The following is a 13,459-nucleotide window of genomic DNA, read 5'->3' as shown; positions in this document are numbered from 1 at the left end:
GGCGGGCCGCCGCTTCGAATGCGCGCAGGGCATACAAGGGTGGAAGACGACGGGACATGCACAGCGCTCCAATGGCGGGATTGCGCCAACTTAGCAGAATCGCGGCAGGATGAGTTTTAATCATGCCACCCATCCTTTTTATCCCTTTGTGCAACCCGCGCCAAACCCTGAGAATCGACGGTCTCTTGCTCCCTCTTTTATAAGGATGTGAAAACATGCAGCGTCCTGTGCGTACCGAACTCTGGGCCATCCTGCGGCTGGCGGGGCCGTTGATCGCCTCGCAGTTGGCGCACATGTTGATGGTGCTGACCGACACCCTGATGATGGCCCGCCTCAGTCCCGAAGCGCTGGCCGGCGGCGGTCTGGGCGCGGCGAGTTATTCGTTCGTGTCGATTTTCTGCATCGGCGTGATCGCGGCGGTCGGCACTCTGGTGGCGATTCGTCAGGGTGCCGGTGACATTATCGGCGCCGCGAAACTGACCCAGGCCGGACTGTGGCTGGCGTGGCTGATGGCGCTCGGTGCCGGGCTGCTGTTGTGGAACTTGAAACCGGTGTTGCTGCTGTTCGGCCAGACCGAGACCAACGTCAACGCCGCCGGGCAGTTCCTGATCGCCCTGCCCTTCGCCCTGCCCGGCTACCTGAGCTTCATGGCCCTGCGCGGTTTCACCAGCGCCATCGGCCGGGCAACACCGGTGATGGTCATCAGCCTCGCCGGCACGGTGGCCAACTTCCTGCTCAATTACGCGCTGATCACCGGCATGTTCGGCCTGCCGAAACTCGGGCTGACCGGTATCGGCCTGGTCACGGCGATTGTCGCCAACTGCATGGCGCTGGCACTGGCCTGGCATATTCGCCGGCATCCGGCCTACGACGCCTACCCGTTGCGCGAAGGCCTGTCGCGGCCGAACCGGCAGTACCTGAAAGAACTCTGGCGCCTGGGCCTGCCGATCGGCGGAACCTACGCGGTGGAAGTCGGGCTGTTCGCCTTCGCGGCGCTGTGCATGGGCACCATGGGCAGTACGCAACTGGCGGCGCACCAGATCGCCCTGCAAATCGTCTCGGTGGCGTTCATGGTTCCGGCGGGGATGTCGTATGCGATCACCATGCGCGTCGGCCAGCATTACGGCGCCGGGCAATTGAGCGATGCGCGGATGTCCGGGCGGGTCGGCATCGTCTTTGGCGCAGTGGTGATGCTGGGGTTTGCGATGGTGTTCTGGTTGCTGCCGAATCAGTTGGTCGGTTTGTTCCTCGACCATAACGACCCGGCGTTTGCCGAGGTGATTCGTCTGGCGGTGAGCCTGCTGGCGGTGGCGGCGTGGTTCGAACTGTTCGACGGCACGCAGACGATTGCCATGGGCTGCATTCGTGGACTCAAGGATGCCAAGACCACGTTTCTGGTCGGGCTCGGTTGCTACTGGCTGATCGGCGCGCCGGCGGCGTGGCTGATGGCGTTCCATCTGCACTGGGGGCCGACCGGCGTCTGGTGGGGTCTGGCGCTGGGGCTTGCCTGCGCGGCGGTGAGCCTGACGCTGGCGTTCGAATGGAAAATGAAGCGGATGATTCGGCTCGAGCCGCAACCTCAAGGCTTCAAGATCGCTCAGCCGGAATGACAGGTCGGCGGGAGCAACCTTGCTCCCGCTTACTTGTTCGTCAGACCACAATTCCCAGCGGAGGCTGACTGGCATCAGCCACCAGATAATCAACCAGCTCCGCCAACGGCAACGGCTTGCTGATCAGGTAACCCTGCACCTGATCGCAGCCGAACCCTCGCAGCAGATCCAGTTGCTCGCGGGTTTCTACCCCTTCGGCCACCACTTCCAGATGCAGGTTGTGCGCGAGGTTGATCATCGCGTGCACCAGTTTGCGGTTCTCTTCGCGCTGCTCCATGCCGCCGACGAAGCTCTTGTCGATCTTCAGCAAGGTGATCGGCAGGCTGTTGAGGTGCACGAACGACGAGAACCCGGTACCGAAATCATCCAGCGAAAAACGCACGCCGAGGCGACCGAGCGCGTCCATGGTCTGCTTGACCAGATCGCTGCGGCGCATCACGGCGGTTTCGGTGAGTTCGAATTCCAGCCACTGCGCCTCGACCCCTCGCTCGGCGATCAGACGGCTGAGCGTCGGCAGCAACTGGCTGTCCTGAAACTGGCGGAACGACAGGTTGATCGCCATGTGCAGCGCCGGCAGACCGCGTTCGCGCAACGCCTGCATGTCCCGCAGGGCCCGGGAAATCACCCAGTAACCCAGCGGCACAATCAACCCACTTTGCTCGGCCAGCGGCACGAATTCGCTCGGCGGCAGCAAGCCGCGTTCGCTGTGACGCCAGCGGACCAGCGCTTCGAGGCCGACGATCTGGCCGTCCTGCAGGTTCAGACGCGGCTGGTAATGCAACTCCAGCTCATCGCGACGCAAAGCCCGGCGCAGCTCGCTTTCGAGGTCGGCCATGCTTCGCGCGTTGCGGTTGATTCGTTCGTTGAAGATGTGAAAGGTGCAGCCCTGAGTACTCTTGGCCTGCTGCATGGCGATGTGCGCGTGCCACATCAGCGGATCCGCACCGCCTTGGGCCCGGGCATGGGCGATGCCGAGGCTGGAGCCGATCAACAGGCTTTCGCCGTCAACCCAGTAAGGTTCAGCCAGAGCTTCGGTGATGCGTTCGGCCATCCATTCCGCCCGTTGCGGGGCGCGGCGGGTATCGATCAGCAGGGCGAATTCATCGCTGCCCAGGCGCGCCAGTTGATCGCCGACTTCCAGCTGACTTTTCAATCGTGCGACGACTTGCAGGATCAGCCTATCGCCGGCCTGGTGGCCGAGGGCATCGTTGGCGTGGCGGAAGTTGTCGAGGTCGAGGTGCCCGAGGGCCAGGCCGCGGCCGTCGTTTTCGGCGAGGCGCGCCGTGAGCAGGGTCTGGAAGCCCTGACGGTTGGCGATGCCGGTCAGCGGATCCTGTTCGGCCAGGCGTTGCAGGGTGTTTTCCAGCACGCCACGTTCGCGCACATGCCGCAGGCAACGCCGGAGCATGCCGGCATCGAGGGCATCGAATACCAGCCAGTCGCTGACGCCGTCGGGCGCGGTCGCCGGTTCGTGTTCCAGAAGCAATACCGTCGGCAGGCTGCAACGGCCGGGCGCCGGCTGCAACGCGGGAACGGTCAACAACACCGCGTGGCGGTTGTCTTCGAACAGACTGCTGACCGACTCCCAGTTCGGCGCGCTGATCAGCACCACCGCACTCCCCAACGGAGCCAGACACTCGCGCAATAACGCTGTCCACGCTGGCTCTTCGGCCAGTAGCAGCAAACGCAAGGGTTCGACAGGCGTAGTCAAGCTGACTCCCTAGACTCTGCAATGATGTGGGCGGCGGGCATTATGCCGTTGCGGCTACCAATGACCAAACGACAACGGTTATCAAAACGTTATTTTGTGTCACGAATGAGAACATTAGCCGCAAAATCACCGCGCATCCTGCGTGAAAGTAACAAAACCGGCAAATTTGAATCGCGTGCTGCGTCACAAGTCGGAGAGAGCAGCACAAATCGCTGAGCCTGTTAAAATGCCGGCCCATTTCGTCAACGACTCCCGAATTTTCGTATGTCCCGACTCAATCCCCGGCAGCAAGAAGCCGTGAACTACGTCGGCGGCCCTCTATTGGTGCTCGCCGGTGCTGGCTCCGGCAAGACCAGCGTGATCACGCGCAAGATTGCGCACCTGATCCAGAACTGCGGCATCCGTGCCCAGTACATCGTCGCCATGACCTTCACCAACAAGGCCGCGCGCGAGATGAAGGAACGGGTCGGCACGCTGCTGCGTGCCGGCGAAGGTCGCGGCCTGACGGTCTGCACCTTCCACAACCTGGGCCTGAACATCATCCGCAAGGAACATGAACGGCTGGGCTACAAACCCGGTTTCTCGATCTTCGACGAAACCGACGTCAAGTCGCTGATGACCGACATCATGCAGAAGGAATATGCAGGCGACGACGGCGTCGACGAGATCAAGAACATGATCGGCGCCTGGAAAAACGACCTGATCCTGCCGGCCCAGGCCCTGGAAAACGCCCGCAACCCCAAGGAGCAGACCGCTGCCATCGTCTACACCCACTACCAGCGCACGCTCAAGGCGTTCAACGCGGTGGACTTCGATGACCTGATCCTGCTGCCGGTGAAACTCTTCGAAGAGCACGCCGACATCCTCGAAAAGTGGCAGAACAAGGTGCGTTACCTGCTGGTCGACGAATACCAGGACACCAACGCCAGCCAGTATTTGCTGGTGAAAATGCTCATCGGCAAGCGCAACCAGTTCACCGTGGTGGGCGACGACGACCAGTCGATCTACGCCTGGCGCGGCGCGCGGCCGGAAAACCTGATGCTGCTCAAGGACGACTACCCGTCCCTGAAAGTGGTGATGCTGGAGCAGAACTACCGCTCCACCAGCCGCATCCTGCGCTGCGCCAACGTGCTGATCTCGAACAACCCGCACGAATTCGAAAAGCAGCTGTGGAGTGAGATGGGCCACGGCGACGAGATCCGCGTGATCCGCTGCCGCAACGAGGACGCCGAAGCCGAGCGCGTGGCCATGGAAATCCTCAGCCTGCACTTGCGCACCGACCGCCCGTACAGCGATTTCGCGATCCTCTATCGCGGCAACTACCAGGCCAAGCTGATCGAGCTGAAACTGCAGCACCATCAGGTGCCGTACCGTTTGAGCGGCGGCAACAGCTTCTTCGGCCGTCAGGAAGTGAAAGACCTGATGGCCTACTTCCGCCTGATCGTGAACCCGGACGACGACAACGCCTTCCTGCGTGTGATCAACGTGCCGCGCCGTGAAATCGGCTCGACGACCCTGGAAAAACTCGGCAACTACGCCACCGAACGCAAAATCTCGATGTACGCCGCCACCGACGAACTCGGCCTGGGCGAACATCTGGACAGCCGCTTCACCGATCGCCTGTCGCGCTTCAAGCGCTTCATGGACAAGGTGCGCGAGCAGTGCGCCGGCGAAGACCCGATCTCCGCCCTGCGCAGCATGGTCATGGACATCGACTACGAGAACTGGCTGCGCACCAACAGTTCCAGCGACAAGGCCGCGGACTACCGGATGAGCAACGTCTGGTTCCTGATCGAAGCCTTGAAGAACACCCTGGAAAAAGACGAAGACGGCGAAATGACCGTCGAGGACGCCATCGGCAAACTCGTCCTGCGTGACATGCTGGAACGTCAGCAGGAAGAGGAAGACGGCGCCGAAGGCGTGCAGATGATGACCCTGCATGCGTCCAAGGGCCTGGAATTCCCTTACGTGTTCATCATGGGCATGGAAGAGGAAATCCTCCCGCACCGTTCCAGTATCGAAGCCGACACCATCGAAGAAGAACGCCGCCTGGCCTACGTGGGCATTACCCGCGCGCGCCAGACCCTCGCGTTTACCTTCGCCGCCAAGCGCAAACAGTACGGCGAGATCATCGACTGCGCGCCAAGCCGCTTCCTCGATGAACTGCCGCCGGACGACCTGGCCTGGGAAGGCAACGACGACACACCGACCGAAGTCAAAGCCGTGCGGGGCAACAGCGCATTGGCTGATATACGCGCGATGTTAAAGCGCTAGAATTGACCACTTTTTACTAGACCTTCGACGCACAAAGCGTCAAATGAGGACAGCTTCATGGAAGCATTGCACCAGAAAATCCGCGAACTAGGCATTGTGCTTTCCGACCAGGTCCTGAAGGTCGACGCCTTCCTGAACCACCAGATCGACCCGGCCCTGATGAAGCTGATCGGCGACGAATTCGCCACGCTGTTCAAGGATTCGGGCATCACCAAGATCGTCACCATCGAAGCGTCGGGCATCGCTCCGGCGATCATGACCGGTCTGAACCTCGGTGTGCCGGTGATCTTCGCCCGCAAGCAACAGTCCCTGACCCTGACTGAAAACCTGCTGTCGGCAACCGTTTACTCGTTCACCAAGAAGACCGAAAGCACCGTGGCCATCTCCCCGCGTCACCTGACCAGCAGCGATCGCGTGCTGATCATCGACGACTTCCTGGCCAACGGTAAGGCGTCCCAGGCGCTGATCTCGATCATCAAGCAGGCCGGCGCCACCGTCGCGGGCCTGGGCATCGTGATCGAGAAGTCGTTCCAGGGCGGCCGTGCGGAGCTGGATTCGCAGGGTTACCGCGTCGAGTCGCTGGCTCGCGTGAAGTCGCTGAAGGATGGCGTGGTTACTTTCATCGAGTAATCGCTAAAGGCGCAAGCTTGCCGCCGCATCCCCGGGATGCGGCGGATGCTACTGCGCGGTGGCCTTCAGGCCAGTGAGCAACAACCGCTGAAACAGGTCTTCCTTCAGACCCTCCGGATCGGTGAGCTGCATGCGCGCCAGATGCTCCGGATACAGCGAAGCCTCAGGCGCGTCCAGCGCTGCCTTGCCCAGTTCCAGAATCTCCGTCAGCTTGAACTTGCTCTTGAGCCAGTTCAGCGCCCGCAACAGATCCTTCTCGACCTCCGTGAAATCGCAGCCCAGCGGATACTCCGGAAACAGGTTCGGATGCCGCGCGGCAATCGCCTGCAAGCGTTGCGGGGTGTTGTCGGTAAAGCGCGGATCGAGACGGAAATCCTTCGGCAGCTTGCCGACCTTCTGCGCCTGCTCGATCAGACCCTGCTGAAAGCGCGAGTCGCTGATGTTCAACAGCGCCTCGATCACCACCGCATCCGACTTGCCGCGCAGATCGGCGATGCCGTACTCGGTCACCACAATGTCCCGCAGGTGCCGTGGAATCGTGCAGTGGCCGTACTCCCAAACGATGTTCGAACTGACATCGCCGCCGGATTCGCGCCAGCTGCGCAGCAGCAGGATCGACCGCGCATCGTGCAGCGCATGGCCCTGGGCAACGAAGTTGTACTGCCCGCCGACGCCGCTGAGCACCCGCCCGTCTTCCAGTTGATCCGCCACCCCGGCGCCCAGCAGGGTCATGGTGAACACGGTGTTGATGAACCGCGCATCCAGACGCTGCAGGCGCTTGAGCTCTTCCTGACCGTACAGCTCGTTGATGTAGCTGATGCGGGTCATGTTGAATTCAAGGCGTTTGCTCAGCGGTAATTCACGCAAGCGCTCATAGAAGCTGCGCGGCCCGAGGAAGAAACCGCCGTGGATCGACAGGCCATCGGTTTGCGCCGCCTCGTCGAGAGTCCCGGCGTTGGCCTGCTCCTGGGTCTGCACATCCGGGTAGACCTTGCGCCGGATGATCCCGGCTTCGGCCAGCACCAGCAGGCCGTTGACGAACATTTCGCTGCAACCGTACAGGCCTTTGGCGAAGGGCTCGATGCCGCCCTCGCGCTCGATCAATTGCGCCCACTGGCTGAGGTTCACATCGGCCAGCAAGTCCAGGTATCCGGCGTTGTCGGCCTGACGCGCCAGCAACGCAGCAGTCAGCGCATCGCCCATCGAGCCGATGCCGATCTGCAAGGTACCGCCATCGCGTACCAACGTACTGGCGTGTAATCCGATGAAGTGATCCTGAAAGCCGACGGGCATGTTTGGCGTGGAAAACAGCGTGCTGCTGTCCTTCTCGTCGATCAGCAGGTCGAAGGTATCGATATCGACTTCGGCATCGCCCGGCATGTACGGCAGCTCGGTGTGCACCTGGCCGACCAGCAGAATGGTCTCTCCCGCTGCCCGGCGTTTGGCGATCATCGGGAACAGGTCGAGAGTGATGTCCGGGTTGCAACTGAGGCTCAGGCGATCGGGATGTTCGCTGCTGCTGGCGAGCAACTGCGCCACCAAATTCAGCCCGGCGGCGTTGATGTCGCGGGCGGCGTGGCTGTAGTTGCTGCTGACGTAATCCTGCTGGGCCGGCGCGCTGTTGAGCAGGCTGCCGGGCTGCATGAAAAATTGCTCGATGCGGATGTTGGACGGCAGGCTGTCGCGGTGCAGGTCGGCGAGAAATTCCAGTTCCGGGTAATCACCGAACACCCGCTCGACGAAGGGTTCGATGAAGCGCTTCTGCAAACCGTCGCCCAGGGCCGGACGGCCGAGGCACAGGGCGGTGTAGATCGTCAGCTGCCGGTCGGGCAACCCGGCAACCCGCCGGTACAGCGCGTTGACGAAGGGATTGGGTTTGCCCAGCCCCAGCGGCAGGCCCATGTGGATATGCGCCGGCAACCGCGCCAGCACGTCATCCACTGCCTGTTCGATCGAACACAACTGCACCATCTGAAGCCTCCTGCCCGTTCCGTGAATAGAGGTACGACCGAGATTGCCGGTTGTTTGCTGCAAAGAACAGCCTCAGGCCCAAATCGCGGGCACAAAAAAACCGTCCGAAGACGGTTTTTTTCGTCAGAAGCGCGGCTTATTTCAGGCCGGACATCTTCTGGATCGCACCTTTCAGCTCGTCGTCCGAGCAATCAGCGCAGGTGCCTTTCGGCGGCATGGCGTTGATGCCGGTGATGGCCTTGGCCAGGATGCCGTCGAGGCCGCCCTGGTGATCGGCGCGCTCTTTCCAGGCGGCGGCGTCACCGATTTTCGGTGCGCCCAGCAGGCCGGAGCCGTGGCAAGCGTTGCAATGTTTGGCAATCACTTCGTCCGGCGTCTTGGCGCCGCCACCGCCGCCTGCCGAAGCAGCGACTTCCATCCCCTTGCACTCTTGCCCTTGAACACACACCTGGCCGACAGGCTCGAGGCGTTTGGCAATGTCGTCATTCGTCGCAGCTTGAGCGCTGACAGCCCAGAGGGCCAGTACGGTTGCTGGTGCAGCCAGCATTTTCATAATTAGGTTCACGCGTTCACCCTCAATGGTGGCTATTCACGCCTGCGGCCACGGTTCGCAGGCGGGCGCAAGTATAGCGGTTAGCCCGCTTCACTGAAACAACCCCAAAGTCGAAGGGGTTATATCGCGCTGTGGAAAAACGTTTCGGGTGCCTTCGCCGGTATGGCCTGGCGCCTCTTTGTTTAAAAATTCGCCGGCGTGGCTGCGCTGATTAGTCGCGCCGGTGCATCGAACGGATTACGGAAACGATGCGGCTTGGTACTTTCAAAGTAGTAGCTGTCGCCGGCTTCGAGGATAAAAGTTTCAAGACCCACCACCAGCTCCAGGCGCCCTTCCACCAGAATCCCGGTTTCCTCGCCTTCGTGGGTGAGCATTTCCTCGCCGGTATCGGCACCCGGCGGGTAGATTTCATTGAGGAACGCGATGGCCCGGCTCGGGTGCGCGCGGCCGACCAGTTTCATGGTCACCGCGCCGTCGGAAATGTCGATCAGCTCGTTGGCCTTGTAGACGATCTGGGTCGGTTTTTCCTGCAGGATCTCTTCGGAAAAGAACTCGACCATGGACATGGGAATCCCGCCCAGAACTTTCCTCAGCGAACTGATCGAAGGGCTGACGCTGTTCTTTTCGATCATCGAAATGGTGCTGTTGGTGACGCCCGCGCGCTTGGCGAGTTCACGCTGGGAAAGCCCTTTGAGCTTGCGGATCGATTGCAGTCGTTCACCGACGTCCAAGGCTGGAGCCTCCTGATGCTGTAGAAATATTGAGCGTTATCATGGCGACAGCGTTCAGTATTTACAACACTTGGGCCCCGCTTGCGCTTCAACCCTCGGAATAGAGCCTTGGCACCCGGCGCAGGTTGCAGAAGATCTGGTACGGAATGGTGTCCGCCCACTTCGCCACGTCGCTGGCGAGTATGTTCTTGCCCCACAACTCGACGGTCGAACCGAGGCCGGCTTGCGGCACGTCGGTCAGGTCGATGCACAGCATGTCCATCGACACCCGGCCAAGAATGCGGCTGCGCTGACCGGCCACCAACACCGGGGTGCCGGTCGGCGCCTGACGCGGATAACCGTCGGCATAACCCATGGCGACCACGCCGATACGCATCGGCTTGTCGGTGATGAATTTGGCACCGTAGCCCACCGGCTCGCCGGCCGGCAGCTCGCGCACGCTGATGACTTTCGATTCCAGCGTCATCACCGGTTGCAGGCGCTCGGCCACGGCGTTGGCTTCTTCGAACGGGGTGGCGCCGTAGAGCATGATGCCCGGGCGCACCCAGTCGCTGTGAATCTGCGGCCAGCCCAGCACCGCCGGCGAGTTGCGCAGGCTGACTTCGGCCGCCAGGCCCTGACGCGCGGCTTCGAACACTGCGACCTGATCGGCGCTGCTCTGCTCGTGCAGCTCATCGGCCCGGGCGAAGTGGCTCATCAGCACGACTTTCGCCACGTTGCCGCTGGCCAGCAAACGCTGGTAAGCCGCCGGGTAATCCTTCGGATGTAGGCCCACGCGATGCATGCCCGAATCGAGCTTCAGCCACACGGTGATCGGTTTGCTCAACGCCGCCTGCTCGATCGCTTCGAGCTGCCACAGCGAATGCACCACGCACCAGAAATCGTGCTCGACGATCAGCGCCAGCTCGTCCGCCTCGAAAAAGCCTTCGAGCAACAGCACCGGCGCGCGAATCCCGGCGGCACGCAGTTCCAGGGCTTCTTCGATGCACGCCACCGCGAAGCCGTCCGCTTCAGCCTCCAGCGCCTGGGCGCAACGCACGGCGCCATGGCCGTAGGCATCGGCCTTGATCACTGCCAGTGCCTTGGCACCAGTGACTTCACGGGCGATACGGTAGTTGTGACGCAGGGCTTGAAGGTCGATCAGGGCACGGGCAGGACGCATGGCAGCAGACTTCTTGGCGGTCATGGGAATAAAAACCGGTGCTGGCCGGCGGCGTGAACCGCCAACAGCACCGGGAGAGGGATCTTTACAACGGGTTACGGCAACGCGGCGACGATGGAGATCTCGACCAGGATGTTCGGCTTGGCCATCTTCGCTTCAACCGTGGCACGGGCCGGGGCGGCGCCCTTGGGCAGCCACTGATCCCACACCGAATTCATGCCGGCAAAGTGCGCCTCGATGTCGTTCAGGTAGATCGTCGCCGACAGCAGATGCTGCTTGTCGGTGCCGGCCAGATCGAGCAGGCGCTCGATATTGGCGAGTACGTCGCGGGTCTGCTGTTCGACACCGGCGTTGAAGTCATCGCCGACCTGCCCGGACAGATACACCGTACCGTTGTGGCTGACGATCTGACTCATGCGCTCATTGGTGAGCTGGCGCTGGATTGCCATGCTTTGCGGACTCCTGGGTGGTGTTGCCATAACGGGAAATATCGAGGCCTTCGGCGCTGATCTGTGGCTTTTTCTTCGCCATCAAGTCAGCCAGCAAGCGACCGGAGCCGCACGCCATGGTCCAGCCGAGGGTGCCGTGACCGGTGTTCAGGAACAGGTTCTTGAACGGGGTGGCGCCGACGATCGGCGTGCCATCCGGGGTGGTTGGACGCAGGCCGGTCCAGAAACTCGCTTCGGCCAGATTGCCGCCCTGAGGATAAAGGTCGTTGACGATCATCTCCAGGGTTTCACGCCGACGCGGGTTCAGCGACAGGTCAAAACCGGCGATCTCCGCCATGCCGCCAACGCGGATGCGGTTGTCGAAACGGGTGATCGCGACTTTGTAAGTCTCGTCGAGAATGGTCGAAGTCGGGGCCATCGCCGGGTTGGTGATCGGCACGGTCAGCGAGTAACCCTTCAACGGATACACCGGAGCCTTGATGCCCAGCGGCTTGAGCAGTTGCGGCGAGTAGCTGCCGAGAGCGAGCACGTAGCGGTCAGCGGTTTCCAGCTTGCCGTCGATCCACACGCCGTTGATGCGATCACCGGCGAAATCGAGGCGCTGGATGTCCTGGCCGAAACGGAATTCCACACCCAGTTTGGTGGCCATTTCGGCGAGGCGGGTGGTGAAGATCTGGCAGTCGCCAGTCTGGTCGTTCGGCAGGCGCAGGGCACCTGCGAGGATGTCGGTGACACCGGCCAGTGCCGGTTCGACGCGGGCAATGCCGGCGCGGTCGAGGACTTCGAACGGCACGCCGGATTCTTTCAATACGGCGATGTCCTTGGCGGCGTTATCCAGTTGCGCCTGGGTGCGGAACAACTGGGTCGTACCGAGGCTGCGGCCTTCGTAGGCAATGCCGGTTTCGGCGCGCAATTCGTCGAGGCAGTCGCGGCTGTACTCGGACAGACGCACCATGCGCTCCTTGTTCACCGCGTAACGATTGGCGGTGCAGTTGCGCAGCATCTGCGCCATCCACAGGTACTGGTCGATGTCGGCGGTGGCCTTGATCGCCAGCGGCGCGTGGCGTTGCAACAGCCACTTGATGGCCTTGAGCGGCACGCCCGGCGCAGCCCACGGCGAGGCGTAGCCCGGCGAGACCTGGCCGGCGTTGGCGAAACTGGTCTCCATGGCCGCGGCGGGCTGTCGGTCGACCACCACCACTTCAAACCCGGCACGGGCCAGATAGTAAGCACTGGCGGTACCGATGACGCCGCTACCCAAGACCATAACGCGCATTTTTGTATCCCTCATCGCGGCGTGCCGCGTACGTCTGTTGTTAGAGCAATGATGCGCGCAGTGTAAAAAAGATTTGCCAGTGCTTTTCACTGTATAAGCGCCTATATTTGGCGACAATTCTCGGCAAAAACCCTTTTCACGGAGGCGCATCCCCTATGCGTACCAACACTCAGACCAAACGTGAGCTGGACAAGATCGACCGCAACATCTTGCGGATCCTGCAGGCGGACGGGCGGATTTCATTCACCGAACTGGGCGAGAAGGTCGGGCTCTCCACCACGCCATGTACCGAGCGGGTGCGGCGCCTGGAGCGCGAGGGGATCATCATGGGCTACAACGCCCGCCTGAATCCGCAGCACTTGAAGGGTAGTCTCCTGGTGTTCGTCGAGATCAGCCTCGACTACAAATCCGGCGATACTTTCGAAGAGTTCCGACGCGCGGTGCTGAAATTGCCCCACGTGCTCGAATGCCACCTGGTGTCAGGGGATTTCGACTATCTGGTGAAGGCGCGGATTTCCGAGATGGCTTCGTACCGCAAGCTGCTGGGCGACATCCTGCTCAAGCTGCCCCACGTGCGCGAATCCAAGAGCTACATCGTGATGGAAGAAGTAAAAGAGAGCCTGAGCCTGCCGATTCCGGACTGAACGCTCAGACCAGCACCTGCCGGTTTTCGGCCATGTACTCGAACACCTGCTTCTCGACCCGTGGGTGAATCAGCTCCACCGGCCGCCGGCCGTTGGGGCACGGCAAGGTCTGGGTGGTGCCGAACAACCGGCAGATCAGCGGCCGCTCGTCATACACCGTGCAGCCATTCGGCCCCAAATGCACACAGTTGAGCTCTTCCATCGCTGCGTCCTGCTCGGCGCGGGTCTTGCGCGGCAGGCGGGACATTTCCTCAGGCGAGGTGGTCACCGGCCCGCAACAGTCATGACAGCCCGGCACGCATTCGAACGTGGGAATCTGCTGACGCAGGGTGCGGATTTTCTGACTGTTGCAGCTCATTGAAGCGGTAACCGGAGCGAAATAGGCGGCAATTGTGCCGCAAAAGCCGTGATCCAGACACCGTGGGCCGACCAATGTTGCCCGGCCTCG

General features: G+C 61.7%; 12 protein-coding genes. 4 read left to right on the top strand and 8 right to left on the bottom strand.

The window, feature by feature from the left end:
* Positions 1–215: 215 nt before the first annotated feature.
* The gene (locus PMI24_RS12900) at positions 216–1,610 is read left to right on the top strand and encodes a NorM family multidrug efflux MATE transporter (RefSeq protein WP_007954503.1); all 1,395 of its coding nucleotides are present in this window, start codon (positions 216–218) and stop codon (positions 1,608–1,610) included.
* A 40-nt stretch (positions 1,611–1,650) separates the two neighbouring features.
* Here PMI24_RS12900 and PMI24_RS12895 read toward each other — a convergent pair whose 3' ends face one another.
* Positions 1,651–3,321 (bottom strand): putative bifunctional diguanylate cyclase/phosphodiesterase, encoded by a 1,671-nt coding sequence (locus tag PMI24_RS12895; RefSeq protein WP_007954501.1) that lies wholly within the window; start codon positions 3,319–3,321, stop codon positions 1,651–1,653.
* Positions 3,322–3,585: 264 nt separating this feature from the next.
* Here PMI24_RS12895 and rep point away from each other — a divergent pair, with 264 nt between their 5' ends.
* Both rep and PMI24_RS12885 read left to right on the top strand, forming a co-directional pair.
* A complete protein-coding gene (rep, locus tag PMI24_RS12890) occupies positions 3,586–5,595 on the top strand; it encodes a DNA helicase Rep (protein ID WP_007954499.1) in 2,010 nt (669 codons plus the stop codon).
* A gap of 57 nt (positions 5,596–5,652) precedes the next feature.
* On the top strand, positions 5,653–6,225 hold the full coding sequence (locus tag PMI24_RS12885) for a xanthine phosphoribosyltransferase (protein WP_007954497.1): 573 nt from the start codon (positions 5,653–5,655) through the stop codon (positions 6,223–6,225).
* A gap of 48 nt (positions 6,226–6,273) precedes the next feature.
* On the opposite strand, the gene PMI24_RS12880 is transcribed toward PMI24_RS12885, so the two are convergent.
* The 6 genes from PMI24_RS12880 to dadA all read right to left on the bottom strand — a co-directional run bounded on the left by PMI24_RS12880 (position 6,274) and on the right by dadA (position 12,367).
* On the bottom strand, positions 6,274–8,196 hold the full coding sequence (locus PMI24_RS12880; protein WP_007954495.1) for an acetyl-CoA hydrolase/transferase C-terminal domain-containing protein: 1,923 nt from the start codon (positions 8,194–8,196) through the stop codon (positions 6,274–6,276).
* 136 nt (positions 8,197–8,332) lie between these two features.
* Entirely contained in the window at positions 8,333–8,749 is a 417-nt protein-coding gene (locus PMI24_RS12875; protein WP_045121730.1) for a c-type cytochrome, read from the bottom strand.
* A 182-nt stretch (positions 8,750–8,931) separates the two neighbouring features.
* Positions 8,932–9,480 (bottom strand): cupin domain-containing protein, encoded by a 549-nt coding sequence (locus PMI24_RS12870; protein ID WP_003229444.1) that lies wholly within the window; start codon positions 9,478–9,480, stop codon positions 8,932–8,934.
* 88 nt (positions 9,481–9,568) lie between these two features.
* A complete protein-coding gene (alr, locus tag PMI24_RS12865; protein ID WP_007954491.1) occupies positions 9,569–10,642 on the bottom strand; it encodes an alanine racemase in 1,074 nt (357 codons plus the stop codon).
* A 95-nt stretch (positions 10,643–10,737) separates the two neighbouring features.
* Entirely contained in the window at positions 10,738–11,091 is a 354-nt protein-coding gene (locus PMI24_RS12860; RefSeq protein ID WP_007954489.1) for a RidA family protein, read from the bottom strand.
* On the bottom strand, positions 11,063–12,367 hold the full coding sequence (gene dadA / locus PMI24_RS12855) for a D-amino acid dehydrogenase (protein WP_007954487.1): 1,305 nt from the start codon (positions 12,365–12,367) through the stop codon (positions 11,063–11,065). The genes PMI24_RS12860 and dadA overlap by 29 nt, the downstream gene beginning before the upstream one ends.
* A 155-nt stretch (positions 12,368–12,522) precedes the next feature.
* Here dadA and PMI24_RS12850 point away from each other — a divergent pair, with 155 nt between their 5' ends.
* Positions 12,523–13,011 carry an Lrp/AsnC ligand binding domain-containing protein gene (locus PMI24_RS12850; protein WP_003177284.1) on the top strand — a complete coding sequence of 163 codons (489 nt, stop codon included), beginning with the start codon at positions 12,523–12,525 and terminating at the stop codon, positions 13,009–13,011.
* 4 nt (positions 13,012–13,015) lie between these two features.
* On the opposite strand, the gene PMI24_RS12845 is transcribed toward PMI24_RS12850, so the two are convergent.
* A complete protein-coding gene (locus PMI24_RS12845; RefSeq protein ID WP_007954485.1) occupies positions 13,016–13,369 on the bottom strand; it encodes a YkgJ family cysteine cluster protein in 354 nt (117 codons plus the stop codon).
* Positions 13,370–13,459 lie beyond the last annotated feature (90 nt).

Origin of the sequence: Pseudomonas sp. GM25 (genome assembly GCF_000282255.1) — a bacterium.
GTDB classification, from domain to species: domain Bacteria; phylum Pseudomonadota; class Gammaproteobacteria; order Pseudomonadales; family Pseudomonadaceae; genus Aquipseudomonas; species Aquipseudomonas aphyarum.
This window is presented reverse-complemented; position numbering and strand designations above follow the sequence as displayed.